This window comes from Pseudomonas baltica (genome assembly GCF_014235765.1).
In the GTDB taxonomy this organism is placed as follows: Bacteria; Pseudomonadota; Gammaproteobacteria; order Pseudomonadales; family Pseudomonadaceae; genus Aquipseudomonas; species Aquipseudomonas baltica.
In genome coordinates, this window is sequence record NZ_JACMYH010000001.1 from 1,084,603 (window position 1) to 1,109,997 (window position 25,395).

Below are 25,395 nucleotides of genomic sequence, written 5' to 3' on the forward strand. Positions count from 1 at the left end.
GCTATCGACCACGTGAGGAGACCATCATGACAGCCCCGCCTGAACGCGAAGACTCCGACTTGAAAGTTGCCAAGATCGAAAGATTGCGCGCCGAGACAGACAAGTTCAAGGCTGAAAGAAAAAAGCTCGAAGACGAAACAGCAGCCGCTCCAAGGAGGAACAAAGGTGCCTATTGGTCTGAAGCGGCCAAGATGTGCGGGGTGATCGTTTTGGGCGTTGGGGGAGTCATCACGGCGGTTGGCAGTTTGCTTGTGGCGCAAAACCAGGTGGAGCTTTCTTTATATCGAAAGGATGGCCCATCAAACTTAGCGCCGAGCTCGCGAAATCAACGCTCACCAGCCCACCGCTGGAACTCTGGCTTTCCGATGCCTGCAAGAAGTTGCCGTTGGTCTATTGAGCACAAGAGGCTTCGTACGAGACGGTCAACACCCTACGACTTCGATAATGCCCTGTCTCTCTTGAGGGTTGACACGGAGTAGTCGAACCCCCAATCAAGTGGCCGCTATCCGGGAGCCCGGACCAAAAGGATCAATCAAGTGAAATCATTGGCGTGGCGTAAAACCTGGCTCATTGGCGCTTGGCTGCTGTTGAACACTTCTCTAGCAGCAGGGATAGAGTACTCAACTTATCTATTACCGCTGTCTGAATTAATGGGATACCTAAATAAGTACAGCAAGGACGGCTGGAAGCTCAAAAATATCAATACATGGACTGAAGGCTGCCCCAACAACCAGAAGATGTGTTTTGTCGTCATTATGGAGAAAGAGTGAGTTCATACTTTAACCATGGATGTTCGCCTGTACGTCACGGGCTGAATATTTTACTGACAGCCTCGCTTGCAACTTTTCTGCCCAGCTCACTCTGACGTGCATTGATGCGTTTCCGCCAGACGCCTATCATGAGCATTCACTCATATTGCCCACCTGTGCATCAGTCATGAGCCTGCCATGAAAGACCTGCCACCAACCGCCAGCCTGCGCGCCTTCGAAGTGGCAACGCGGCATGCCACCTTCACCTCGGCCTCCGAAGAACTGCATGTAACCCAAAGCGCTGTCAGCCATCAGCTCAGGCACTTGGAGGATCTGTGGGGGTTGAAGCTGTTCGAACGGGGCAAGTCGCTCACCCTGACACCCGCCGGAGCGGCTCTGGCACCCATCGTCCGTGGTTTTTTCGCGGACCTGGAGGCGATGCTCGCCGAACTGAGGGAGCATAAGGGAAGAGTGCGGCTCAAGGTCAGTACCACCTACTCTTACGCACTGAAGTGGCTGCTGCCGCGATTGCCGAGTCTGGCCCAGCAGCACCCGGACATATTGGTGACGCTGGACACCACCGATACGGCAATCAAGTTCTCCGGCACCGACCCTGACGTTGCGATCCGCCTGGGCACCGGTAACTACCCCGGCCTTTATTCCGAGTTTCTGTTCCGTGAACATATCTTCCCCGTCGCCAGCCCTGCCTTGCTCGCGCGCTTCGGGCTGCCGCAGCACCCTAGCGAGCTGCTGCGCTACCCGCTGCTGACCCGTGACGGAAACGATCTGGTACCACGGTGGGAAGTGTGGTTCCAGCACGTCGGCCTGAGCATTTCCACGCTCAAGGAAAATGTCCGGTTCGCCGACACCAACATGACCGTTGACGCTGCCCTGCTGGGACAAGGCATCGCTCTGGTTCGCAGCGGCCACGTCGAGTCACAGATCGCCGATGGCAGTCTCGTCAGGCTCTTCGAGGTGCCATTCCCCTCGCCGGTGGCGTACTACTTCGTCTGCCCGAAAGGTATCGAAACCCAACCCCATGTAGTTTCATTCCGGCAATGGTTGAGCGAGCAGTCAACGCAAGCACAACTGGCCTACGATCGTGATGTCCCATGAGGTTTTGCTCATGACGCAATGAGCAGACTTCTCTGTTACATCCACTGATGGGCGGCCTAACATGGCGCATGCCTATCTCTATCATCTCCCTCGTACTGTTCGCCGCCCTGCTGCATGCCGGTTGGAACGCGCTGTTGCGCGGCGGCGAGGACCGACTGTGGTCCATGACCGTCATGTGCCTGGCAGTGGCGGTCACCTGCATCGCCCTGGCGTTGTTCATGGTCGCGCCAGCCCAGGCAAGTTGGCCGTATGCGGTGCTGTCGGGCGTGCTGCATGTGGGCTACAACCTGTTCCTGGTGCGCAGCTACCGGGCGGGCGATCTTGGCCAGACCTATCCGGTAGCACGCGGCTCGTCGCCGATTCTGATCACCCTCGGCGCAGCCCTGTTCGCCGGGGAACAGATCCAGGCCAGTGCCCTGTTGGGCATTTTTCTGGTCTCGGGCGGGATCATCCTGCTGGCGTTCAGCAAGGGCAAACTCGCTGTGCCTAGCCTGCCCTACGCCTTGGGCACAGGCGCCTTCATCGCGGCCTACAGCGTCACCGATGGCATCGGCGCGCGCCTGTCTGGCGCGCCCATGGCCTATACCGTCTGGATGTGTGCACTGTGGGGTGTGCTGATGCCAGCGGTGTATATCGCACGTCGTGGCGCGCGCAGCCTGTTCGCCTGGCGGCCTGGAATGGCGACTGCTGCAGCCGGCGGGCTGGTCTCGCTGCTGGCCTACGGTATCGTCATTTATGCCATGACCGATGCTCCCATGGGCATGGTCTCGGCACTGCGTGAAACCAGCGTGCTGTTTGCCGCGTTGATCGGTTATTTTTTCCTCGGTGAAAGCCTGACCGTGCGCAAGGTGCTGGCGTGTACGGTGATCGCGTTGGGTACGGTGATCATCGGCTGAGCGCGCCAGGTCAGCGCCCCTGTGCAGGCCCCTCGAATGGCAACAACTCCACCACCCAATCGATGAACACCCGCAACTTCAAACTGATGTGTCGGTTGGACGGATAGGCGATGTACATCGGCATGGTATCGAGCTGCCAGTCCTGGAACAGCGGAACGAGCTCGCCGCGGGCCAGTCCCGCCCTGGCCATGTACCCCGGTAGCCACAACACCCCCATTCCGGCCAGACCGGCAGCCAGGTAGGCATTGCCGTCGTCGACCGAAAGCACCGGCTGGCCGCGCACCGTGATGCTCTCGGCGGCACGGTGCAGGGTGTAGGCCAGCGCCCTGCCCGTGCGCGCCCAGAGGAAACCGATCACACGGTGATGCGTGGCGTCGAGTTCGCTGGGATGTTGCGGCGTGCCGAGCCGGTGCAAATAACCAGGTGAGGCATAGACCCCCAGTTGCAGATCACCCAGGCGACGCGCCATCAGCGATTGATCGGTCAGCTCACCGCCGCGCACGACGCAGTCGACGTTCTCGCCGATGATATCGACCATGCGGTCGCTGACGCCCATGTCGATCTGGATATCCGGATAGCGCCGATGAAAGTCGGGCATGGCCGGCATCAGCACATGGCTGGCGAACGGGCTCGGTACGTCTACCCGCAGCCTGCCGCGCGGCGCGATCGCGGCGCTGGAAAGGCCGGTTTCGGCATCGTCCAGATCGGCCAGCAGGCGTATCGCCCGCTCGTAGTAGACGGCACCGTCGGCGGTGACGTTGACCCTGCGCGTGGTGCGGTTCAGCAGCTTCACCCTCAGGCGCGCTTCGAGCTGCTGCACCAACTGGGTCACGGTGGTCTTGCTCATGTGCAAGGTCTGCGCCGCGCGGGTGAAGCTACCCGTCTCCACCACTCGCGCGAAGGCCTGCATGGCATCGAAACGGTCCATCGGCACCTCGTCTTGACTGGCCATTGTTTGGAAAACCCAAACAGTCCTGGTCAGACTTGCCCGTTTATGCAGCCCTGGCAAGCCTCTACCGTGGCTGCACGATAGATGACGGGTCACCCGGCCCGCCCCAGGAGGCAATCCCATGACCCAGCGTGACGTCGTTTTTCCAGTCGGCCGCCAGGCGCTTTATGAGCGCAACCGCTACTCCCCCGCCGTTCGCAGCAATGGCCTGCTGTTCGTGTCTGGCCAGGTCGGCAGCCGCGAGGACGGCTCGCCCGAGCCCGACCTGCGGGACCAGGTGCGCCTGGCATTCCAGAACCTCAACGGCGTATTGCAGGCGGCCGACTGCACGTTCGATGACGTGGTGGACGTCACGGTCTTCATCGTCGATCCGCAGTCCAGGTTCGAGACCATCTGGGAAGTGGTGCCCGAATACTGGGGACAGGCGCCCTTCCCCAACATCACCTGCGTGGGCGTTACCTGGTTGTATGGGTTCGATTTCGAGATCAAGGTGATAGCGAAGCTGCCGCCGCAAAGCTAAGTCGCTCGAAAACTCCACACGATTTCCACGACATGCTCGCAGATGACCAGACAGTTCAGGCACAGTGCGGTCGGGTCTGGTCTACCATAGGACGGGCGCAGGCAATGCGCCAGTCGCGAAGCCTGCATCCGCCCACTCATTCGCCCAAGAGAACAGCATGCTGATTTCCGCAGTCCTCAACGGCCAGCCCTTGCTGCTGGCAGAGCACCCTGAGCCGATGCTGCCGTGGTGGAGCTTCACCAAAACGGTGCTTGCCGCCACCGCACTGACCCTGGTCCGTGACGGGAGGCTGGACCTGGACGAGCCGTTGACGGGCAACGACTACACGTTGCGCCAGCTGCTGCGCCATGAGGCGGGATTGGCAGACTATGCCGAGCTGGCCGAATACCATACCGCCGTCGCCAACCATGAGCCGGCCTGGTCGGCACAAGAGATGCTGCAGCGCTTGCAGGCCGATCGGCTTCGCTACAGCCCTGGCTCGGGCTGGCGTTATTCCAACGTCGGCTACCTGATGGTGGCCAGGCTGATCGAACGCACTACCGACCTGCCGCTGGCCGATGCAGTGCACGCGCGCGTGCTGTTGCCATTGGGCATCGCCAACGTGCGTTTCGCCACCGCTCGAGCCGATCTGCAGCAAGCCTGCACCGGCCTCGCCACCTACGACCCAGGCTGGGTGTATCACGGCTTGCTGATCGGCCCGCTGTCACAGGCCGTGCTGTTGCTTCACCGTCTGTTCAGCGAACACCTGCTGCCTGGCGACTTGCTGCAGGCGATGCAGGAAACGCACACCCTGGGCGGCCCGATTGCCGGCAGACCCTGGCGGGCACCGGGCTATGCATTGGGGCTGATGCGCGGTCCGGTGGACGGCGGTGTGGTGTTGGCAGGGCATACCGGCTGCGGGCCCGGCAGCGTCGTCGCGGTGTACCGAGGTTGCCTGGGTGACGTCTGCGCCAGTTATGCAGCGTTCGCCCAGGACACTCGCGAAGGCGCTGTCGAGGCCTGCGTCGTCGAGCACATCTGCCGCCATCTCAACGGCTGAAGCGTGCTCGATCGACGCTCGGCGTCCCCTCAGCTCTTCAGACCTCTTCGTCCTGAAAGGCCTCTTCGCGCTTCTTGCGAAACGCTGGCAGCACCATCATCACCAGCAGAATGGCGGACGCGGCGAAGAGCACGGCACTGATGGGGCGCTCGATCAACACGATGGGGTCACCCTGAGAGATCAACAGCGCGCGGCGCAGGTTGGTCTCCAGCAACGGCCCCAGTACGAAGCCGAGCAACAGCGGCCCGGGCTCGCACTTGGCCTTGCGAAACAGATACCCCAGCAGACCGAAGATGATCACCAGGGCCACGTCGAAACCGCGGTTGTTCACGCTGTACACGCCGACGCAGCAGAACAGCAGGATGGCCGGAAACAACAGACGGTACGGTACCCGCAGCAAACGCACCCAAAGGCCGATCAATGGCAGGTTGATGACCAACAGCATGACGTTGCCGATCCACATGCTCGCGATCAGCCCCCAGAACAGCGCCGGTTGGTTGGTGATGACCGACGGGCCGGGGGTGATGCCGTGGATCATCATGGCCCCGAGCATCATTGCCATGATCGAGTTGGACGGAATGCCCAGGGTCAGCAGCGGAATGAACGAAGACTGCGCGCCGGCGTTGTTGGCGGCTTCCGGTGCGGCCACCCCTTCGACCAGGCCTGTGCCGAACTTCTCCGGGGTCTTCGACATCTTCTTTTCCAGGGAATAGGCACTGAAGGCGCTCAACGTTGCACCGCCGCCCGGCAGTACACCGAGAAACGTCCCCAGCGCCGTGCCCCGCAACGTGGCCGGCCAGGCCCGGCGGAAATCCTCACGGGTGGGCCACAGGCGCGTGATCTTGCCGGCCAGTGAGGTCTTGGCCTCGCCAGACTCCAGGTTGACTGCGATCTCGGCGATGCCGAACAGGCCGACCGCGATGACCACGAAATCGATACCGTCGTACAGGTCGGTGCTGCCGAATGTCAGCCGGGTCGAACCGCTGCTCACGTCGATGCCGATCATGCCCAGCAACAGACCGATGCAGACCATGCCGACGGCCTTGATCACCGAGCCGCTGGCCAGGATGGTCGCCGCCAACAACCCGAACACGGTCAACGCAACATACTCGGCAGGGCCGAATGACAGCGCGAACTTCGACAGCAGCGGCCCTGCAACGGCCAGGGCCACGGTCGCCACGGTGCCAGCGAAGAACGACGCCAGCGCTGCGGTGGCCAGTGCCGCGCCAGCTCTGCCCTGCTTGGCCATGGCATGGCCGTCCAGCGCCGTGACGACCGCCGAGGCTTCACCCGGCAAATTGACCAGAATGGCTGTGGTCGATCCCCCGTATTGAGCGCCGTAGAAAATCCCTGCCAGCATGATCAGCGCGGCTAGCGGCGGCAGGAAGTAGGTAATCGGCAGCAGGATCGCCACGGTCGCTGTCGGGCCGATGCCCGGCAGGACGCCGATCAAGGTACCCAGCAGCGCACCGATCAGGCAGAACGCCAGGTTGGTCGGGCTCAACGCTTCGGAAAAGCCCAGGTACAGCGCGTCGAACATGTCCATCAGAAGGGCCCCACCGGCATTTGGACGTCGAGTCCGTAGATGAATACGAGCAGCCCGAACAGGGTCAGCACGGTACTGGAGATGAGCACCTCGCGGACCCGCCACGCTTTGTCGGCCATGCTGCCGAAAATGATCAACCCTGCCGCGGCGATGACGAACCCGGCCAGCTCGGCGGCCAGGGCGAACCCGCCCACCGCTGCCAGCAGGATCAACAGCGGTCGCAGCTTGACCGGGTCGATCGACTCCACCTGTTTGAACAATCCCATGAGCCCCACGACCAAGCCGAGGATGATGATCAGCGAGCCGATCATCAGCGGCATGAACCCGGGCCCCATCATGGCAGCGCTGCCAGCCGGCAGGTCGCGCGTGGACCACAGCACCAGCCCGCCGAGGCCGATGAAGATCGCGCTGGCCAGCAGATCGGGGCGGTTGCCCCGTGCGGTCAAGCTCATTTCACCCATGGCGACGCGCTCCAGAGCTGCTGGAAACGCTCCGTCTGCGCAGGCATCTGGGCCGCCCAGTCCTCACCGGACAGGTAGGCGATCGGCAACGACAAGTCCTTGGCCTGCTTGAGAAAGGCCGGATCCTCAAGCACCTCCTTGACGGCCACGGACATGCGCGCGGCAATCTCCACCGGGACTTTGGCAGGCGCGGCAATGCCGCGCTCGGAGGTCATCACCAGGTCGACGCCCTGCTCCCTGGCCGTGGGCAGGTCGGGTTCCTGGGGCATGCGTTCGGCGGAAAACTGCGCCAGCACACGGTACTTGGTGTCATCGCTCAGCTCGCTGATGTTCTGGCCGGCCGCGCTGATGTGTCCGCCCATCAAGGCGGTGCTGGACTCCGATGCGCCACCGAAGGGAACGTGGGTCAGCTCGATGCCTGCGAGCTGGTCCAGTTGCACAATCATCAGGTGATCGTCGGTGCCCACGCCGGAGGTACCTACCGACAGCTTGCCGGGTGCGGCCTTGGCAGCCTGGATGAAATCGTTGAGGGTTTTGTAGGGCGAATCGTTGGGCACGGCAAGCACGGTGGGGTCGTCGACGATACGTGCCACCGGGCGAATGGAGTCGGCCGCATAGCCCACCTTGCGCTGCACTCGGGTGCTGAGAAAACCGGGGGTGTTGATGAACGCGAAGGTGTAGCCATCGGGCCGTGCCTTGCTCAATGCGGTGTAGGCGATTTCGCCAGCGGCACCGGGCCGATTGACGATGACGACTTTCGCCCCGAGACGTTTTTCCAGGTACGGCTGCATGGTGCGCGCCATCACGTCGGTGCTGCCACCGGGCGCATAGGCCACGAGAAATTCGATTGGACGGTCTTCCGGCCAGGCCGCGTGAGCACTGAACGAGCTCAGGGCCAAACCCACAAGCGTTGCGGACAAAACGGATGTGCAGTGATTCATGAAGTGTTCCTCTGTTGTTTTTATCTGAGGCAACAAGCGTGTTCGGGGCGTATCTGTCAGCTTTTTCGGTTGATGCACGTAGGCAGGGTTTCGAATCTAGCAGAATAGAACGCCATTTTAAAAGCGATTAATGACTGGCGGACAGCCAGTGCTTCACGCAGGTGAACGCATGCATCATGCCTGACCCGGCAGCACGCAACCCTTGGCCTTGAGCGCCGCGATCACCCACGTGCGGTCATTGCTACCCTGCGCGATCTGCTCCATCTGCTTGTGCTCGGCGGCGTACTTGGCAGCCGCCCGCGCGTACACCTGCTCGACATGCTCGAAGGGCACACACAGCAAGCCGTCCTCATCGCCGATCACCAGATCGCCGGGCTCCACCACCATGCCGTCGATGGCGATCGGAACGTTGACCTCACCGGGGCCATCCTTGTACGGCCCGCGGTGGGACACACCGGCGGCGAACAATGGAAAGTCGCCTGAGGCGATGTTGGCGGCATCACGAATGGCGCCATTGATGACGATTCCCGCCACTCCGCGCTTGATGGCGTAGGCGACCATCATTTCGCCGATCAGCGCATTGGTCAGGTCGCCACCGGCGTCGACCACGATCACGTCGCCCGGCTCGGCGATGTCCAGTGCGTAGTGCAGCATCAGGTTATCGCCAGGCCGCGCCTTGACCGTCAGCGCCGGTCCGGCCAGCACGCCTTGACGGTGCATGGGCCGCAGGCGGGCGCCAGCGGCGGTCATGCGATTCATCGAATCGCTGACGTTGGCCACGGGAAGCTCACGGAAGCGCTCGACCCATTGCGGGCTCACGCGGCGTGAACGTTGCACAACCTGAAAACCGATGCTCATGTGACATACCTCTGCTTGGTGTTATTCGATGTCATGGATAGGTGGCGTTTTTTTAGAATTGCATTTCATAAATGCCAAATCAACACCCAATTCAATCTATCCTGCAGAGGAGCAAGACTTTATTTTCAGAATTATCGCAACGCCGTTTCATTATGATAGATTCGAGTGCCCATCGAGACCTGGTCGCACACCGCGTCCCGGCTGGAACCACTCACACATAAAAACAAGGTATTCACGATGCCCCGCACCGTCTTGCTGACCGGTCCCGAACTTGCCCCCGAGGCCATGCGCCTGGCCGCCGCCGAGGGCCTCAGGATCATCGCCACCCCGCCCTATCTGCCCGAGACCGAGCTGCTGGCGACCATCGCGAGCGAACAACCCGACGCAATCATCGTCCGCCAGGGCCAACTGACTCGGGCAATGATCGACGCTGCGCACTCGCTGAAAATCATCGCCAAGCACGGCGTGGGCTATAACACCATCGACATCCAGGCGGCTGCCGAGCGAGGCATTCCCGTCACCATTGCCGCAGGGGCCAACGCGCAGTCGGTGGCCGAACATGCATTTGCCCTGATGTTCAGCGTCGCGCGGCAGACCGCCCGGCTGGACGCACGCCTGCGCGCCGGCCATTGGGACAAGTCATCGGCCAACGGCATCGAATTGTTCGGCAAAACCCTGGGGCTGATCGGCCTGGGCGCTATCGGCAGCATTCTGATGGACCTGGTGGCGCCGCTACGGATGCGCGTCAAGGTCTACGACCCCTACCTGCGTGAGCTGCCGCAGCGGACCCATGTCGAGCGCGAAGAAAACCTCGACCAGCTGTTGGCCGACAGCGATGTGATCAGCCTTCATTGCCCGCTGACCGACAGCAACCACCACCTGATCGGTGCGGCGCAATTGGCGCGCATGCGCCCGGGCAGCGTGCTGATCAACACCGCGCGCGGCGAGCTGGTGGATACCCAGGCGTTGGTGGAGGCATTGAAACAAGGGCAGATCGCCGGTGCCGGGCTGGACACGTTCAGCCCCGAGCCGCCGCCTGCGGACAGCGCGCTATGGGACCTGCCGACGCTGGTCGCCACGCCCCACGTCGGCGCCAACACCAGCGAAGCACGCGACCGGGTGGGCCTGGTGGCGCTGCAGCAGATTCTGGCCGTCTGGAACGGTGCGCAGCTGGACCCACGCTGCGTGGTCAACCGCCACCTGCTGGGCCATTGATCGTCGTCGGGCGCTGCCGATGAAGGGCGGCCCTGCGAGGAACGCTATTGGGCGGCGGTTGGCTCAGCGCTGGATGCCTGCTCGTCCGCCGGCTTGAAACCCAGACTGCGCATGAGGTCGCGCGCGGTGTCGAAGAGCAGCGCCCAGTGGCTTTCGGCCGCTTCTTCGGTCAGCCGGCTGGCAGGTCCGGAGATCACCAGCGCGCCCATCAGCTCGCGCTGCGCGCCATACACCGGCAAAGCAATCGACGCGGCGTGTGGGTCGGTAGCGCCCTTGGAGAAATAGGGTTTGTCCAGCGACGTGCCGATCTGTACCGGCACGCGCAATGCCTGTGCCCCCGCCGCTTCGTCCATCGGGCGCATGTCGCCGGGCTGCAGGTTGAGCCTGAGCCGATGCGCCGAGTTCACCCGGAACTGGCACATTCGGTAGGCGCCGTGGCGCACGTAGAACGAGGCGGTCTCGCCGGTTTGTTCAGCCAACAGGTGCAGCCGGGGCATCACGTGGCGCTCCAGGTCCAGCGCCTCTTGATACACCGCGTTCAGCCGCATGACTTCGCTGGCGAGCTGATAGCGTCCGTCGGCCATGCGGGTGATGTAGCCATGGTCTTCCAGCGAAACCATCAGCCGCATGATGGTGCTTTTGATCAGCCCGGTACGGTTCACCAACTCGACCAGACTCAGCGCCGTGTCGCCGATGGCGAACGCGGAAAGCACCGTGAGCACCCGATCGGCCGAAGCGACTCCATTTACCGCCGGACGCGGGCGCGCTTTTACCATCAGACAATCCTCAGTGGCGATCCCCCGACCAAGCTGGCGGGGCTGCGCGTCATTATCCGACAACCACCGTATGGCGGCTACAACTGAGCGCTGCGCATTTCGCCGCTGACACAATTCCTTAACCGCCTTGCCTGTAGGGTACCCCTGCAGCCACCGGGACTCACCTCAAGGTGGCTGTGGTGACATGCCGTCTGCATCTGTGCAGTAGCAGCGAATCAGACATTAATCCCCTCAACAAGGAGAGACACCATGAGCACCACTACCCCAGCAGCAAGCACCAGCAGCGCCGACGCAGCGATCGAGAAAATGACCGCTGCCTTCGACTCGGCCATCGAGAAATCGGCCAAGGTGACTGAGATCACCACCGAGAAGAAGTCCGAGCTCGACGCCGCCAAGCAGCGTCCGCAGAACTGATTCGCTGGCGGGTGGCGTGCTGCGCCATCCGCCCGTTCTTGTCGACGCCGAGTGATGAATGCCTGTGATTGCTGCACACCGCTCCCTGCCACTGACTGCCCACCCCCTTCTTCCCGAGCTCAACGTGCTGAGCGGCCCCCATGCCGGTGCGGTCGTCGCGCTCGAAAGCAGTGTCTGTCGCATCGGCGCCCATGAAGACTGCGACATCGTCCTGCGCGACCCCCAGATCCATGCAACCCATCTCACCGTGCACGTACACCGGCGCTTCCTGGCGATCGAGGCCACCGGCGGCGATGTCATGGTTGGCGACGTGCGCGTTGCCCAGGGCCACGGCTACCGCTGCAGCCTGCCGGTGCAACTGAGCGTTGGCCACACCGCCCTGCGCCTCTCGCATCCACCCGGCAGCGAACCACCGCGCTCGGCAGCAACCGCTCGCTGGACGCTGCTCGCCATGGCGTGCCTGCTGATCGTTGTCGGCTACCTGTGGCGGCCATGGACCGAAGCAGCCCCAGCGCTGGCCGTCGACGGCGCTGCGCCGACTGCCGATGCCCGGCCTGCAATCGCCAGCGCACAGCCTCAGGCACTGGCTGCGCTGCGCGAGCGTCTGGATCAAGCCGGCCTGCAACCGTTATCCATCGAAACCCAGGGCAACACGCTGCGGGTCAGTGGCCTGGTCGACAGTGATCAGCGCACCCGCTGGATCGAGGTACAGAGTTGGTATGACCGGACCTGGGGCAATGCGCCGGTGCTGCGCAACGACGTGCTGCCAGCACCGCCGCTGGTGCCGCCGCGGGTGCATTTCCAGGCGGTCTGGCTGGGCCCGCAACCCTATGTGCTAGGCGAGCGCGGCGAACGCCTCTACCCCGGTGCGGCGCTGGCCGATGGCTGGGTTCTGCAGCGTATCGAACACGATCGGCTGATTCTTGCCCGCCAGGGCAAGGAATTCGAGTTGACCCTATGAATCTGCGGGCCAGGCGGGAGCGAGCGGCATGAAAGTCGAGGCGCGCAAAGGGCCCGATCCCACGGCCGGCAGCCTGCGCAGCGAGCCGGTGCAACCAGCCGCCGCCAGTGCCGCGACGGCTACCCGCGAGGCCTTCGAGAAAGCCATTCGCAACCGGCGTGCCGATATCGGCAAGTCGCTGCGCGGACGGCTCGAGCAGCTGACTCAGGTTCAGGTTCAGGACCCGACGATATTCAGCCCGCACCGCACCGCGCAGATTCTCCAGCACCTGATCGACGTCATCGTGCCGCACTTGGGCGCCGATGCGGAAACCGAAACGGTGGCGCTGGCGTTGCTGCACGAAGAGATGCAACTGCAGCGCGACATCGAGGCCCACCTGGAAGCCGGCGCTGACCATGACGGCTGAACGCGAGCTGCCAGGCGAGATGGACATGAGCCCCGCGGCGCCGTCGCCGCGTGACTGCGCCCAGTGGCTGCACAGCCGCGGGCAGTCGTATGCACGCAGCGGCCAGGAGCGACGTGGCCTGACCTACCTGTTGATGGCCTATCGCATCTGCCCGGACGACATCCATATCCTGCGCAGCCTGATCGCCTTGTTCACTCAATCGGGTGACGGACGCCGGGCGCTCAATGCACTCGACTACCTGATCGGCCTGGAAGGCGAGCACCCCTGCCATGCGCTGCTGCGCAGCCGCGCCCTGTGGGTCAGCGGCGATCATGCCGGCGCACGCGAGTGTTTTTCCCGTCACCTGCTGGGGCCTGCCCCGCCAAGGACTTCGAACCCATGAACCTCGCCCCACTCAACCGCCTGGCGCTGTTGGCATCGCAGCGCAGTGACGTGGTCATTGCCGCCTTCATGATGCTGGCCGTGGTGATGATGATCATTCCGTTGCCGACGATCATGGTCGACGCGCTGATTGCGGTGAACATCGCCTTCAGCCTGCTGGTGCTGGTAGTGGCTTTCTACGTTTCGCGTTCGGTGGATTTTTCCGCCTTGCCGCCGATCATCCTGCTCAGCACCCTGTTGCGCCTGTCGCTGTCGATCACCACAACGCGCTTGATCCTGTTGCAGGGCGACGCCGGCGAGATCGTCGCGGCCTTTGGCGAGTTCGTGATTGCCGGAGAGGTGGTGATCGGCCTGGTGGTGTTCCTGATCATTACCGTGGCCCAGTTTCTGGTGATCACCAAGGGCGCCGAGCGGGTCGCCGAGGTGGCCGCACGCTTCACCCTGGACGCCATGCCCGGCAAGCAGATGAGCATCGACAATGATCTGCGCAACGGCGATATAGAGCCGGCGCAGGCCAAACAGCGGCGCTCCCTGTTGGAGCGCGAGAGTCAGCTGTACGGGGCCATGGATGGGGCCATGAAGTTCGTCAAGGGTGACGCGATCGCCAGCCTGGTGATCCTGGTCGTCAATCTGCTCGGCGGCATGGCCATCGGCATGGCCAAACGCGGGCTTTCGTTCAGCGAAGCCAGCCATACCTATTCGCTGTTGACCGTCGGCGATGGTTTGATCGCGCAGATCCCGGCACTGCTTATCGCGGTCGCCGCCGGCATCGTGGTGACCCGCGTTGCCAGCGATGACGACCAGGACCTGGGCAGCGAGATCATCGGCCAGCTGGGCTCGAACCAACGCGCATTGACCCTGACCGCCGTTATCCTGCTGGCAGTGGCGTTCATTCCCGGTTTCCCTGCGCCGGTGTTCGTGGTCATCGCGGCGATCCTGGGCGCCGCCGCATGGGCCCTGCACCGGCGCCAGGCGCGCCATGCCCTGACCCAGAGCGTGCCCGCCACGGCAATCGATCAGTCAGGTGCAGCCGGTGCCGCCGCTTCGGTGGAACGCTTGCCGGAGCCGGTGGAGCCCGAGCGGCGCATCATGCTGCGGGTCGGCCAGACCCTGGCCCTGCACCTTACTGCGGACGAACTGCGCGAGCATGCCGAGGACGCGCGCCAGGCGGTGATGCAGCAACTGGGCATCGAGCTGCCCGAGGTGGGAACGCGGATCGATCCCGGTATGGCCGCCGATCAGTTCGCGGTCCTGCTCGAAGGCATTCCGATCAGCGCCGGTCCGTTGCCTGCCGCCCACCTGTGGGTGCGCGACGATCCGCTGCACGTGCAGTTACTCGACGTGGAGCCGCAGTCCGCCATGGCCTTGGTGGGGCGCAGTGACACGCTGTGGGTCGACCAGGTTCACCGCGAGGCGCTGGAACAGGCCGGCATCGGCTTTCATGGGCTGGAACAGGCGCTGGGGGCGCACCTGCAGACCGTGTTGACGCGCTACGCTGCGGACTTCATCGGCATCCAGGAAACCCGCCGCCTGCTCGACCGTATCGAAGCCGACTATCCGGAGCTGGTACGCGAAGCCCTGCGGCACACTTCGCTCCAGCGTCTGGCGGACATCCTGCGCCGCCTGCTCGACGAGGGTATCGCCTTGCGCAACCTGCGTGGCCTGCTCGAGGCCTTGGTGGAATGGGGCCCGCGCGATCTCGAACTGCATGTACTGAGCGAACACGCCCGCGGCGCGCTGGCACGTCAGATCTGTCATCGCTACGCCGACGAGCACCGGGTCATCGCCGCCTTCGTCCTCGCCCGACCTGCCGAGGACGCGATTCGCCAGGCGCTGCGGCGCACCGAAGCAAGCCGCAGCGCCGGCCTGCCGGAAGCGCTCGGCCAGGCGCTGCTGGAGCAATTGCGTCAAGCGTTCAACCGCACGGACGACGACTTTCAAGTGGTGTTGATGGTGTCGGCCGATCTGCGCCGCTATCTGCGCCAGTGGCTGGTGCGCCACGGCCTGGAAATCCCCGTGCTGTCCTATCAAGACCTGACCCGAGAATTCACCTTGCATACATTGCGCTCCATCGCCCTGCCCGGCAGCCCTGCGGCTGCGCTTGCTGCTCCCGATGCAGGAGTCCTGGCATGAACCAGCTGTCGATGCCCACCCGCCGGCTGCGTGGTCTGCTGCGCCGAGTGCCGTGCGCCGGCGCATGGCTGGCGCTTGCGCTGGCCGGGCCGGCACAGGGGATGAACTTCGATCCGACGCCCAGTGAAACGGTGCAATTGAGCGTGGGTGAAGGCCGCATCCTGCGCTTTGCCGCGCCCGTGGAATCGGTGTTCATCGCCGACAACGCAATAGCCGACATTCGCATCGTTTCGCCCGGCGTAGCCTATGTGTTCGGCAAGACGGACGGCCAGACCAACCTGATTGCCCTGGACGCCCAGCAAGCCTCACAGGGTAGCGTGGGCGTGAGCGTCCGCCCGCCGATCGGCACAGCGCTGCAGCAGCACAACCCGGACAATCAGGTGCAGGTTCGCAGCCAGGGCAAGCGCTTGCTGGCCGACGGTGCGGTGGCCGACATCGACAGCGCCATCGAACTCAACGCCTTGCTGGTCAGCAGCGCAGCGGCGGGCGTGCCGCCGATCAACGCCGCGACCTACAACGGCTCGCCCCAGGTCAATATCCGTGTGCGCTTTGCCGAGGTCTCCCGCGAGCAGTTGCTGCGCTACGGGGTCAACTGGAATGCCCTGATCAACAGCGGCTCGTTTTCCTTCGGCCTGATCACTGGCGGCCCGCTGGCCAGTTCGGCAGTGGCCGGCGCTACCAACCTGTTGTCGGCCGGGTTCAACTCCAGCAGCGCCAGCGTCGATGTACTGCTCGACGCCTTGCAGAGCAACGGCTTCCTGGAAATCCTCGCGGAACCGAACATCACCGCTCTGAGCGGGCAGACCGCCAGCTTCCTGGCCGGTGGAGAGATTCCCGTGCCCGTCCCGGTCGGCAACCAGTTGATCGGCATCGACTACAAGTCGTTCGGCGTTTCCTTGCAGTTCACCCCGACCTTGCTGCCCAACAAACGCATCGGCCTGCAGGTCCGACCGGAAGTCAGCAGCCTGTCGACCACCAGCCAGGTACAGATCAGCGGGTTCAGCGTCCCCAGCTTCCAGGTCCGCCGGGCCGACACCCGGGTCGAAGTCGGCAGCGGGCAAACCTTCGCCATCGCCGGACTGTTCCAGCGCAGCAGTTCGCAGGACATCGACAAGCTGCCGCTGCTGGGCGACGTACCGGTGCTGGGCAATCTGTTCAGGTCCAAACGCTTCCAGCGCAGTGAAACCGAACTGGTCATCCTGATCACCCCCTACATCGTCGAGCCGGTGGCCGACCGCAGCCTGGCCACACCGCTTGACCCTGCCGGCGACAACCCGGCCTGGCGGCTGGCGGGAGGCAACGTTGCGCTCACTGCCCACACGGAGTTCGGCTTCTATGTGGACTGAACCTGTGGGGCGTAAACCTGCGTGGACTCATCGTCGATGGATGGCCTGCTGCAGAACATTGGCCTGTGTCGCGTCCCTGCTGATGCTTGGCGGGTGCGCCACCGACCTGGAAAGCGCGGACGACTCCGTGGATTACTTGCAGCTGCGCGACGATCCGTCGACGGGCGCTGCGCGCACCGTGCCGGCAGCGTGCACGGGTGCCGATAACATCGCAGGCCGCGCGCGCTTGCCGCTGGGGTGTGCCAATGCCTTGAACCTGCAGCGGATGGTGCAAGACACCGGCGACCTGCATCGGGGGCAAGCCATGGGGCCGACCCTGGCGGCGCCCGTTGGCCGCGCCGCGCAACAGTACCTGCTTGGGGAAACGGCCGATCTGGAGCGCAGGCGCGAGCTGGAGCGTGAACGTCTGGCCGCGCCGGCGCCCTGATATTCAGCGCGCCTGGCGCGCGAGAATGCCGAGGGCGCGAGCGCGGTCGGCCGGATCCTGCAGCACCTTGATGGCCCGTGCCTTGCCGATCAACGCCATCCGCTCGCTTTCGCTCAGGTCGGGCAGTTCGGCAGCAATGCGCTGCTCCTGACCGGCCAGGGTCAGCACCAGGAGTTGCTGACGCAGGTGACTGGGACGTGCCAGTGGCGAGCGGACCACCTGTGCCATGCGTTCGACGGCCTCGTTCGGCTGACTACCAAGTGCATGAGCCAAGGCCAGGTTGGTACTGATATCCAGGTTCTGCGGGTCCAGCTCATGGGCCTGGCGCAGCGCGGCGATGCCCTGCGCCTGCCGGCCCGCGAGCATCGCGGCAGTACCCAGGCGATTGTAGGCAGTGGCCGTGCCGATCAGCGGTGCTGCCTGTGCAAGGGTGTCACTGGCGCGACTGACTTCGCCGCTCTGCAGCAACGCGGTGCCCAGGCCCAGCAGCGCCCGCGGCTCCTTGCTCTGGTTGACCAGCACGCCACGGAAAGCCCGCGCCGCGCCTTGAGGATCGCCGCTGGCCAAACGCGCTTCACCCAACTGCAACATGACCTCGGGCGCCTCCTGGGACAGTACGGCGGCACGCTCATAGAGCGCCACTGCCGAAGAAGGATCGCCGCGACGATCGACCTCGGCCGCCAGTTGCATCAATCGCGCGCCGTCATCGCTGGGCGGTGCCTGCGTGGCGCAGCCGCCTAACAGCACGCAGGCCGCCGCCAGTGCCGTGATCGGCAGAGACTTTCCAGGTCTTGAAAAACCCACTACACCCCTCCCCTGAATGCTGACAAAGGGCTGAGTGAACCCTACCCAGATGACAGTCCGGTGACAACACGCACTTGCATGGGGTGCAAGGCTTGCAGTGCGTGGCGCGTTTGCCGACCGTCACAAAAACGCAAAGTGCGCGCGGCTACACTCGGCCCGTTCAAACAATCGGCAGGAACGCACAGCGCATGAGCCAGCACGGCCCAGACATCATTGCCAGATCCCGTCAGCGCTCGCCCGGCACGCCGGGGCTGCTCAGCGTATTGGTGATCCTGGGCATGCTGGCCGGGCCCAGCGCCTGGGCCGCAACCGATGCTGCGCCGGCCTGGGCCGCGCAACCCTATCCGTACCTCATCATCGACCAGGATGTACGGGGCGTGCTGCAGGAGATGGGCAGCAACCTCGGTATCGCGGTGGTCATCGCCGACGCCGTCAAGGGCAAGGTTCGCGGCAAGGTGCGTGGCGACAGCGCCGCCGATTTTCTCGCCGCGTTGAGCACCGCCAACGGGCTTGGCTGGTACTTCGATGGCAGCACGCTGTTCGTCGACAGCGCCAACGACACTGCGGCGCGCACCTTCGACACCGGCACGCTGTCGGCCGCTGCGGTTCAGGGCGCGCTGGCCCCGCTGCTTGCCGGAGGCCCGCGCGCCCGGCTGAGCGTCGATGCCAGCGCGAGCACGGTGCGCGCGGCCGGCTCGCCAGGCTACCTGAGCCTGATCGACGGGCAACTCGCCGCCCTGCGACCGCCCCTGCGCCGCACGGCCGCTGCCCAACCTGCGGCCGGCAGTGTGCGGATCTTTCGTGGCGGCGCCGAGACCCAGGTGGTCTCGGGCCTCAACTGAGTTCACCCCGCCCTCGGGCTCACATGCAAGGAGAACGACCATGGCTACAAACGCTATCGATCCGAACCTCGACCCCTCTGCCGGCACGGACGGCGAAGCGCAATTCAACGCCGCGCTGGACAGCTCCATGGAACTGAGCGACGCCGAGTTCACCGATCAGTTGGTCAGCGGCGCGGTCACCGTGGCCGGCCAGATGATCATCATGCCCAAGGCCAACGAAATGCTGAACGAAGCGATGTCCGACGAGTGATTGCGTCGCGCTGAACCTTCCCATCGTCGAACAGGAGCCTGACCATGCTGCCCATTGCCGCCACCGCCGTACCGGCACAGCCACCCATCGCCGATGCAGTGGGCACCGGCCAGGTATCGCAGAACCTTTTCGAGCACATGGCCCGGCAACCCGCCGTCGCCCCCACCGGCACCAGCCCCGCGCAGTTGGGGGCCGGTGTTCTGGACAACCTCGACGGCTTCTTCAATCGCACCCAGCGCTTCTCCGAGCGCGCCGCCGACCTCGGCGCCAGACAGACCGACCCTGCGGCGGCCGGTCACCCGACCCCGGCGCAGGCCGCTGCCGACCCGCAACTGCAAAAAGTCGTGGAGTCGTTGAGCCTGATGTTCGATCACTCCATCGAGACGCAGATGGTGGTGCGCGGTGCCACCCAGGTGTCCGGCGCCGCCAACACCTTGCTCAAGGGTCAATGATGAACCTTACGCCTTTCTCGATACTGCCTGTCTCGATACTGCCTCTGCCGATACTGCAGCGCACGACACGCCGCCTGCTGGCCATCGTCCTGCTCGCCTGCCTGATGCAGGGCTGCAAGACCCAGCTGTACACCAATCTCAGCGAGCGCGAGGCCAACACCATGGTCGCTGCGCTGTTGCACGAAGGCATCCCCGCCGACCGCGTGGTGCAGAAGGACGGGCGCTTGACCGTCAACGTGGCGCAGGAGCGCTTTGCACAAGCCATGGCGATCCTGGAACAGGCCGGCCTGCCGGAGCAGACCTTCGCCAGCATGGGCGAGGTGTTCAAGAGCAACGGCCTGGTTTCGTCGCCCACCCAGGAGCGCGCCCAGCTGATCTACGCGTTGAGCGAGGAACTGGCGCACACCGTATCGCAGGTCGACGGCGTGGTCTCGGCCCGAGTCCACGTGGTGCTGCCGGACAACGATCTGCTCAAGCGCAACATCACCCCCTCTTCGGCCTCGGTGTTCGTACGCTACGAAGCCGGGCTGGACATCAATGCACTGATACCGCAGATCAAGACGTTGGTCGCCAATGGCATTTCCGGGTTGGGCTACGACGGCGTCTCGGTCATTCCCGTGCAGGCCGCCGCCCGCGAGCGCGCACGCCAGGCACCCGCGTTTTCCTCGGTCATGGGTATCTGGGTGCTGGACAGCAGCCAGACCCGCGCTGCAACCCTGTTCGGCGTGATGCTGCTGGCCATCGTGGCGCTGGCTGGGGTGCTGGGTTATGTGCTGTGGCAGGCACGTCAGCCGCGCAGCTACGCCTTGGTGGACGGCACATGAACGCAGCGGAACGCACGATCGCCGCAGCCGAGCATGAACGCCGCTGGCGAACCTTTACCGCCCGCCCCCTGCACAACGTGCACCGGGCACGTCTGCAGGCCTGCTTCGACAACCTCGACCTGCCCGCCGCCACCCTGGACGCGATGCTGGCCCAACCGCGCCTGCGCGAGCGGCTGACGCGCATGCTGGAGCGACGCTTTGCCTTGCAACCCCTCGAGGCGCTGCACGCCCCGGCGGCCGAGGATGTCCCGGTGGCCACCCTGGACAGCGCGCAACTCAGGCAACTGGCGCGTCGCTGCGGGGTGGTGTTCTGGGCCGAGGCGCTGGTTCGGGAAATTCGCGCACCGGCAGTACGTGCGCTGCGCGAGCACTTCGGTGATGCGCTGTTCGAATTGGCCCTGGCCGAACATGCCTTGGCTTGCCCGCTGGCCAGCCACGAGCTGCCGGCTTCTCTCGAGGAACTGGACGCTGTGGTCGAACGAGATGGCCAGGCCTGCGTCAACGCCTGGCTGGCCGAACAACCTCGCGCACTGGCCGCCTGGTACCGATTGAAAATCGATGACCCGGCCGCCGCCACGCCGATTACTCCGCGCATCGAACAGTACGGGCCAATGATCGTGCGGCGGGTAGTGCGCAGCGATCCGCCGACCCAGGGGGGCATGCATGAGTGAAGCCAGCCCATTGCCAACCCCTGGCAGGCGCATCGTGCGCGCCGACGAAGCTGCGCACTGGATCGACGGCCAACGGTATTTGCAGAACGCCCGCGAGCAGGCCCGACACCTGCTCGAGCTGGCCGAGCGGCAGGCCCAGGACCTGCGCACTGCCGCCCGCGCCGAAGGACTTGCCGAGGGCCAGGCGGCGGCGGGTCGACAGCTGGTCGAGACCGCTGCAGCCGTGGAGCGCTATCTGGCCACGGTGCAGGTGCAGCTGGCCGAGCTGAGCCTGACACTGGTTCGCCAGGTACTCGACGACCTTGACGCCGCGCCCCTGATCGCCCAGCTGTGCCAGCGCGCCCTGCACGACTTCCGCGACCAGCAGCAACTGACCCTGCGCGTGCCGCCGGCTCAATTGGCGCCGGTCACGAGTTTGCTGGACGGGCTGCTCGGCGTGGTACAGGTGCAGATTCAGGTTCAGGGCGATGCCAGCCTGGGGCCGCGACAGGCCACGCTGTCGAGCCCGGCCGCGCTGGTCGACCTGGACGTCGACGAGCAGTTGCGCGGCCTGCGCTTCGCCCTGGGTCTGCCAGCTGCCCCTGCCAGCAGCGGAGCTGCCCGATGAGCGCGGTACTCGACACCGTGCTGCCAGAATTGCTCGCGCGGGCCACGACTGCCATACCAAGACCGATGCGCGGCAAGGTGCGGCGGATTCGCGGAATCATGGTCTACGCCAGCCTGCCAATGGCCCGCATCGGTGAGCTGTGTTACCTGCGCGATCCCCTCGACCAGCGTCTGGTCGCGGCCCAGGTCATCGGTTTCGAAGGCGACGAAGCCCTGCTCACGCCGATCGGCGAGCTGCAAGGCATGTCCACCCGCTGCGAAGTGATCCCCACCGGCGCGCCCCTGAAGGTCAGCGTGGGTGAGCATCTGCTGGGACGGGTCATCGACCCGCTGGGCCACTTTCTCGACGGCCCGGCCCCGCCTCTGGCGCCAGGGCCGGCACGTCACTACCCGGTGCATGGCGAGCCGCCGGCGGCGTTCTCGCGCAGCCTGATCGAGCAGCCGCTGGCCCTGGGTATCCGCGCCATAGACGGCCTGCTGACTGTCGCCCGTGGCCAGCGGGTGGGCATATTCGGCGAGCCGGGGGTGGGCAAATCGTCGCTGCTGACCAGCATCGTGCGCGGCACCGCCGCCGACGTCATCGTGCTGGGATTGATCGGCGAACGTGGACGTGAAGTACGCGAATTGCTCGACGTCCAGCTCGGCGCGCAGGCCCGCGCACGCACCGTCGCCGTGGTCGCTACCTCCGACCGTCCAGCCATGGAGCGGGTCCAGGCGGCCCACGTGGCAACCAGCATCGCCGAATACTTCCGGGACCAGGGCCTGCATGTGCTGCTGTTGATGGACAGCATCACGCGCTTCGCCCGCGCCCAGCGCGAGGTCGGCCTGGCAGCGGGCGAACCGCCGACCCGGCGCGGCTTTCCACCTTCGTTCTTCGCCGCCCTGCCGCGCCTGCTGGAGCGCGCGGGACCGGCCGCGCGCGGCAGCATCACCGGCCTGTACACGGTCCTTACCGAAGGCGACGGCAGCCAGGATCCGGTGGCCGAAGAAGTCACCTCGATCCTGGACGGGCACATCGTGCTCAGCGCCGCCCTGGCGCAGAAGAACCACTTCCCGGCCATCGACATACTGCGCAGTCGCAGCCGCCTGATGGACGCCGTGGTGCGGCCGCTGCAACGCCAGAGCGCGGCGCAGATTCGTCAGTCCATGGCGCTGTACGCCGATGTCCAGCTGTTGTTGCAGGTGGGCGAGTACAGCGCTGGCAGCGATCCGCAGACCGATGCGGCCATCGCGCGGCAGGGGGCTATCGAGCGATTCCTGTGCCAGCAGGCCGACAGTTGCAGCGACTATGAACAAACCGTGCGTGCGCTGCTCGAGTTGCTCGAGTGACCGGCGCCGAGCGCCTGCAGGCGCTGCTGCGACTGCGCGAGTTGCGCGAACGCAAGGCACGGATGGCTGCCGCCCGCCAGGCGCGCAGCCGCGACGAGTTGGAGCAGCGGATAGAAACCCTGACCCAGGCGCACTGCCTGCACAGCGAAGCCCTGGCCCGCCGCGACGCACGCAACGGCGCGGCGCTGCTGGGTGAAGTCGTCGATCATTGGCAGGTCCAGCGCTACCAGCAGCAGGCCTCCGAGCGGGTTCACCTGGATCGGCAATTCGCACAGCAGTTGCAAGCCCTCAGCGAGCAACGGACCCAGGCGCACGCTCACCTGGAAACCCTGCGGCAGCAGCGTCAACAGCACCAGCGACAGTGTCAGGCCATGGCCCAACTGCTGGCACAGGAAGTCCGCCAGATCCGCCTGCGCGTGCAGGGGCACGCCGAAGCGGAAGCAGAAGATCGGCCCGGGCGCTTGCCCCATGGGTGACGTCCGCCCGATCCGCCCCGCGCAGGCATCGCCAGCGCCGGTGTTGCCACAACAGGTGCTTGCGCATTTCCCCCGGGTCGATGCCACTGCCTGGGAACTGATCAATCAATGGTTGCACCCGCGCGCCGTCATCGAGTTCGCGCTGGGCGGTCATGCCTGCCAACTGGCCGTGCGCGCCTGGCCCGAGGCGCTCGACGAGCGCCTCGACGTCGCCTTCAGCCTCGGCCAGGACGCGGGCGCCCTGTACCTGCCCATGGGCTTGCTGGACAGTGCGTTTGGCACCGAAACGAGCACCAGCCTGCAACAGGCCTCCCCGGAACAGCGTTGCCTGCTGCTCGAGTACCTGCTGCTCGACCTCGTCGAAGCCCTGGAAAAACTGACCACCCAGCCCCTGCAGTGCGTCCCTGAACCGCTCGCGGAGAATACGTTGCCGGTGCGCCTGGGATTGGCCGTCAGCCAAGGCGCGTGGCACGCCACCTTGGGTCTGGCGCTCGACCCGGGCGCCGCTCAACGTCTGTTGGCCCTGCTCGATACCCAGGTACCACGCGTGCCGGAGCACCCTGGCTGGCTACCCCTGCCGGTATCGGTCGCCTGCGGCTGGCAGCGGCTGTCCCTGGACGAACTGTACAGCCTGGCGCCGGGCGACGTGGTCATGCTCGATCGACCTTGCGAAGGCGTGCTGGTAAGCATCGCCGAGCGCCTGCACGCGTTTGCCACGCTCATCCCCGGCGGCCTGCGCCTGGACGATTCACCGTCGCCGGCTTCCTTTCCGTTCCTTTCGCCTTCCTCAGGAGAATCCACCATGGCGCAATCCCCCGACCACCTTGCAGCGCATTTGCCCGTCACCCTGGTCTGCGAAGTCGGGCACCTCGAAGTGACGGTGCAGACCCTTGGCGCACTGGTCTGCGGCAGCGTGTTGCCCCTGCCGGACCGAGAGGGTCAGCAGGTCATGCTGCATGCCAATGGCAAAGCCTTCGGCCAAGGCGAACTGGTCACCCTGGGCGAAGGCCTGGGGGTGCGCTTGACGAGCCGTGCAGCCCATGAATGAGCTGCAACCCAACCTGATCGAAATCATCATCGTGGTCTCCACCATCGGCCTGGTGCCGTTGGTGGTGGTCACCATGACCGGCTTCCTGAAGATCTCCGTGGTGCTGTTTCTCATCCGCAACGCTTTGGGCGTGCAGCAGACGCCGCCCAACCTGGTGCTGTACGGCATCGCGCTGATTCTCACCGTCTACATCACCACGCCGCTGGTGGGGGAAATGCTCCACCGCCTCGAAGCCCAGCCCATCAGCCTGCAGAGCGTGGACGGCATTCGCGAAGCCGGCGACGTGCTGCGCGCACCGTTGCAGGCGCACCTGTCGCGCTACGCCAATCCGGATGAGCGCGCGTTCTTTCTGCAGGCGACCGAGAGTATCTGGTCGGAGGAAGCCCGCGCCGATCTTCGCGAAGACGATCTGGTGGTATTGATCCCGGCGTTCGTCAGCTCCGAGCTGACCCGTGCCTTCGAGATCGGCTTTCTGCTCTACATCCCGTTCCTGGTGATCGACCTGATCGTCTCCAACATCCTCATGGCGATGGGCATGATGATGGTATCGCCGACGCTGATCTCGATCCCGTTGAAGATCTTTCTGTTCGTGGCCGTGAGCGGTTGGTCGCGCCTCATGCACGGACTGATCATGAGCTACGGCGCATGAACGTCGACCACCCCCCCTCGCGAGGTAGCAGTCATGGGCCAGGACATCTTCCTGACAGTGATGAAAGACGCGCTGATGACCGTATTGCTGCTGTCGGCGCCAGCGTTGCTGGTGGCCATCGTGGTCGGCTTCGGCGTCGGCCTGGTCCAGGCGCTGACCCAGATCCAGGACCAGACCCTGCCGCAGGCGATCAAGCTGGTCGCGGTCATGCTGGTGCTGCTGGTGCTCGGTCCACTGCTGGCGAGCCAGGTGGTAAACCTGGCCGGGCAGATGCTCGACAACTTTCCCGCGTGGACACGTTGACGGTGGC

General features: G+C 64.7%; 32 protein-coding genes. 25 read left to right on the forward strand and 7 right to left on the reverse strand.

The window, feature by feature from the left end:
- The first annotated feature begins 26 nt into the window (after positions 1-26).
- From H7993_RS04720 to H7993_RS04735, 4 genes are all read left to right on the forward strand, one after another.
- Positions 27-479 carry a hypothetical protein gene (locus H7993_RS04720; RefSeq protein ID WP_185793623.1) on the forward strand — a complete coding sequence of 151 codons (453 nt, stop codon included), beginning with the start codon at positions 27-29 and terminating at the stop codon, positions 477-479.
- 57 nt (positions 480-536) lie between these two features.
- Positions 537-770 (forward strand): DUF4177 domain-containing protein, encoded by a 234-nt coding sequence (locus H7993_RS04725; RefSeq protein WP_185793624.1) that lies wholly within the window; start codon positions 537-539, stop codon positions 768-770.
- Between the two features lie 177 nt (positions 771-947).
- Positions 948-1,865, forward strand: coding sequence for a transcriptional regulator GcvA (gene gcvA, locus H7993_RS04730; protein ID WP_185793625.1), 918 nt, complete (start codon positions 948-950; stop codon positions 1,863-1,865).
- A gap of 68 nt (positions 1,866-1,933) precedes the next feature.
- Positions 1,934-2,761, forward strand: a complete 828-nt coding sequence (locus tag H7993_RS04735; RefSeq protein WP_185793626.1) for an EamA family transporter — start codon at positions 1,934-1,936, stop codon at positions 2,759-2,761.
- 10 nt (positions 2,762-2,771) lie between these two features.
- Here the strand turns inward: H7993_RS04735 and H7993_RS04740 are convergent, their stop codons facing one another.
- Positions 2,772-3,689, reverse strand: coding sequence for a LysR family transcriptional regulator (locus H7993_RS04740; protein ID WP_185794176.1), 918 nt, complete (start codon positions 3,687-3,689; stop codon positions 2,772-2,774).
- Positions 3,690-3,831: 142 nt separating this feature from the next.
- Between H7993_RS04740 and H7993_RS04745 the strand changes: the two genes are divergently transcribed.
- Both H7993_RS04745 and H7993_RS04750 read left to right on the forward strand, forming a co-directional pair.
- Positions 3,832-4,230, forward strand: a complete 399-nt coding sequence (locus H7993_RS04745) for a RidA family protein (protein ID WP_185793627.1) — start codon at positions 3,832-3,834, stop codon at positions 4,228-4,230.
- Between the two features lie 157 nt (positions 4,231-4,387).
- Positions 4,388-5,269 carry a serine hydrolase domain-containing protein gene (locus H7993_RS04750; RefSeq protein ID WP_185793628.1) on the forward strand — a complete coding sequence of 294 codons (882 nt, stop codon included), beginning with the start codon at positions 4,388-4,390 and terminating at the stop codon, positions 5,267-5,269.
- Positions 5,270-5,306: 37 nt separating this feature from the next.
- Here H7993_RS04750 and H7993_RS04755 read toward each other — a convergent pair whose 3' ends face one another.
- The 4 genes from H7993_RS04755 to H7993_RS04770 all read right to left on the reverse strand — a co-directional run bounded on the left by H7993_RS04755 (position 5,307) and on the right by H7993_RS04770 (position 9,075).
- Positions 5,307-6,815 (reverse strand): tripartite tricarboxylate transporter permease, encoded by a 1,509-nt coding sequence (locus H7993_RS04755; RefSeq protein ID WP_185793629.1) that lies wholly within the window; start codon positions 6,813-6,815, stop codon positions 5,307-5,309.
- Positions 6,815-7,276 carry a tripartite tricarboxylate transporter TctB family protein gene (locus H7993_RS04760; RefSeq protein WP_185793630.1) on the reverse strand — a complete coding sequence of 154 codons (462 nt, stop codon included), beginning with the start codon at positions 7,274-7,276 and terminating at the stop codon, positions 6,815-6,817. The genes H7993_RS04755 and H7993_RS04760 overlap by 1 nt, the downstream gene beginning before the upstream one ends.
- Entirely contained in the window at positions 7,264-8,217 is a 954-nt protein-coding gene (locus H7993_RS04765) for a tripartite tricarboxylate transporter substrate binding protein (RefSeq protein ID WP_185793631.1), read from the reverse strand. The genes H7993_RS04760 and H7993_RS04765 overlap by 13 nt, the downstream gene beginning before the upstream one ends.
- A 174-nt stretch (positions 8,218-8,391) precedes the next feature.
- Positions 8,392-9,075 carry an RraA family protein gene (locus H7993_RS04770; protein ID WP_185793632.1) on the reverse strand — a complete coding sequence of 228 codons (684 nt, stop codon included), beginning with the start codon at positions 9,073-9,075 and terminating at the stop codon, positions 8,392-8,394.
- Positions 9,076-9,312: 237 nt separating this feature from the next.
- Here H7993_RS04770 and H7993_RS04775 point away from each other — a divergent pair, with 237 nt between their 5' ends.
- The gene (locus tag H7993_RS04775) at positions 9,313-10,290 is read left to right on the forward strand and encodes a hydroxyacid dehydrogenase (RefSeq protein WP_185793633.1); all 978 of its coding nucleotides are present in this window, start codon (positions 9,313-9,315) and stop codon (positions 10,288-10,290) included.
- Between the two features lie 44 nt (positions 10,291-10,334).
- Here the strand turns inward: H7993_RS04775 and H7993_RS04780 are convergent, their stop codons facing one another.
- Positions 10,335-11,066 (reverse strand): IclR family transcriptional regulator, encoded by a 732-nt coding sequence (locus H7993_RS04780; protein ID WP_185793634.1) that lies wholly within the window; start codon positions 11,064-11,066, stop codon positions 10,335-10,337.
- 249 nt (positions 11,067-11,315) lie between these two features.
- Between H7993_RS04780 and H7993_RS04785 the strand changes: the two genes are divergently transcribed.
- The 7 genes from H7993_RS04785 to H7993_RS04815 all read left to right on the forward strand — a co-directional run bounded on the left by H7993_RS04785 (position 11,316) and on the right by H7993_RS04815 (position 17,134).
- On the forward strand, positions 11,316-11,480 hold the full coding sequence (locus H7993_RS04785; RefSeq protein WP_167335519.1) for a hypothetical protein: 165 nt from the start codon (positions 11,316-11,318) through the stop codon (positions 11,478-11,480).
- 58 nt (positions 11,481-11,538) lie between these two features.
- Positions 11,539-12,441, forward strand: coding sequence for a SctD/MshK family protein (locus tag H7993_RS04790; protein ID WP_185793635.1), 903 nt, complete (start codon positions 11,539-11,541; stop codon positions 12,439-12,441).
- Positions 12,442-12,469: 28 nt separating this feature from the next.
- Entirely contained in the window at positions 12,470-12,847 is a 378-nt protein-coding gene (locus H7993_RS04795) for a hypothetical protein (RefSeq protein ID WP_185793636.1), read from the forward strand.
- A complete protein-coding gene (locus H7993_RS04800; RefSeq protein WP_244646849.1) occupies positions 12,837-13,229 on the forward strand; it encodes a tetratricopeptide repeat protein in 393 nt (130 codons plus the stop codon). Before H7993_RS04795 ends, H7993_RS04800 begins: the two co-directional genes overlap by 11 nt.
- Positions 13,226-15,361: a type III secretion system export apparatus subunit SctV gene (gene sctV / locus H7993_RS04805; RefSeq protein WP_185793637.1), complete on the forward strand. Its 2,136-nt coding sequence runs from the start codon at positions 13,226-13,228 to the stop codon at positions 15,359-15,361. Before H7993_RS04800 ends, sctV begins: the two co-directional genes overlap by 4 nt.
- Positions 15,362-15,462: 101 nt before the next feature.
- On the forward strand, positions 15,463-16,707 hold the full coding sequence (locus H7993_RS04810) for a type II and III secretion system protein family protein (protein ID WP_185794178.1): 1,245 nt from the start codon (positions 15,463-15,465) through the stop codon (positions 16,705-16,707).
- A gap of 127 nt (positions 16,708-16,834) precedes the next feature.
- Positions 16,835-17,134 (forward strand): hypothetical protein, encoded by a 300-nt coding sequence (locus H7993_RS04815; protein ID WP_185793638.1) that lies wholly within the window; start codon positions 16,835-16,837, stop codon positions 17,132-17,134.
- A gap of 3 nt (positions 17,135-17,137) precedes the next feature.
- On the opposite strand, the gene H7993_RS04820 is transcribed toward H7993_RS04815, so the two are convergent.
- Positions 17,138-17,938, reverse strand: a complete 801-nt coding sequence (locus tag H7993_RS04820) for a tetratricopeptide repeat protein (RefSeq protein WP_185793639.1) — start codon at positions 17,936-17,938, stop codon at positions 17,138-17,140.
- A 188-nt stretch (positions 17,939-18,126) separates the two neighbouring features.
- On the opposite strand from H7993_RS04820, the gene H7993_RS04825 reads away from it, so the two are divergent.
- The 11 genes from H7993_RS04825 to H7993_RS04875 all read left to right on the forward strand — a co-directional run bounded on the left by H7993_RS04825 (position 18,127) and on the right by H7993_RS04875 (position 25,388).
- On the forward strand, positions 18,127-18,780 hold the full coding sequence (locus H7993_RS04825; protein WP_185793640.1) for a hypothetical protein: 654 nt from the start codon (positions 18,127-18,129) through the stop codon (positions 18,778-18,780).
- Positions 18,781-18,820: 40 nt separating this feature from the next.
- Entirely contained in the window at positions 18,821-19,030 is a 210-nt protein-coding gene (locus H7993_RS04830; protein ID WP_185793641.1) for a hypothetical protein, read from the forward strand.
- A gap of 44 nt (positions 19,031-19,074) precedes the next feature.
- Complete coding sequence (locus H7993_RS04835) at positions 19,075-19,482, forward strand: hypothetical protein (RefSeq protein WP_244646851.1); 408 nt, start codon at positions 19,075-19,077, stop codon at positions 19,480-19,482.
- A gap of 104 nt (positions 19,483-19,586) precedes the next feature.
- Positions 19,587-20,306, forward strand: coding sequence for a type III secretion system inner membrane ring lipoprotein SctJ (gene sctJ, locus H7993_RS04840; RefSeq protein WP_244646927.1), 720 nt, complete (start codon positions 19,587-19,589; stop codon positions 20,304-20,306).
- Positions 20,303-20,977 (forward strand): type III secretion protein, encoded by a 675-nt coding sequence (locus tag H7993_RS04845; protein ID WP_185793643.1) that lies wholly within the window; start codon positions 20,303-20,305, stop codon positions 20,975-20,977. The genes sctJ and H7993_RS04845 overlap by 4 nt, the downstream gene beginning before the upstream one ends.
- Positions 20,970-21,584 (forward strand): FliH/SctL family protein, encoded by a 615-nt coding sequence (locus H7993_RS04850; RefSeq protein WP_185793644.1) that lies wholly within the window; start codon positions 20,970-20,972, stop codon positions 21,582-21,584. Before H7993_RS04845 ends, H7993_RS04850 begins: the two co-directional genes overlap by 8 nt.
- Positions 21,581-22,912 carry a FliI/YscN family ATPase gene (locus H7993_RS04855; RefSeq protein ID WP_185793645.1) on the forward strand — a complete coding sequence of 444 codons (1,332 nt, stop codon included), beginning with the start codon at positions 21,581-21,583 and terminating at the stop codon, positions 22,910-22,912. Before H7993_RS04850 ends, H7993_RS04855 begins: the two co-directional genes overlap by 4 nt.
- A complete protein-coding gene (locus tag H7993_RS04860) occupies positions 22,909-23,388 on the forward strand; it encodes a hypothetical protein (RefSeq protein ID WP_185793646.1) in 480 nt (159 codons plus the stop codon). The genes H7993_RS04855 and H7993_RS04860 overlap by 4 nt, the downstream gene beginning before the upstream one ends.
- Entirely contained in the window at positions 23,381-24,436 is a 1,056-nt protein-coding gene (gene sctQ / locus H7993_RS04865; protein WP_185793647.1) for a type III secretion system cytoplasmic ring protein SctQ, read from the forward strand. Before H7993_RS04860 ends, sctQ begins: the two co-directional genes overlap by 8 nt.
- A complete protein-coding gene (gene sctR / locus H7993_RS04870; protein WP_122796795.1) occupies positions 24,429-25,085 on the forward strand; it encodes a type III secretion system export apparatus subunit SctR in 657 nt (218 codons plus the stop codon). Before sctQ ends, sctR begins: the two co-directional genes overlap by 8 nt.
- Before the next feature lie 33 nt (positions 25,086-25,118).
- Positions 25,119-25,388 carry an EscS/YscS/HrcS family type III secretion system export apparatus protein gene (locus H7993_RS04875; RefSeq protein WP_122741901.1) on the forward strand — a complete coding sequence of 90 codons (270 nt, stop codon included), beginning with the start codon at positions 25,119-25,121 and terminating at the stop codon, positions 25,386-25,388.
- Positions 25,389-25,395: the final 7 nt, after the last annotated feature.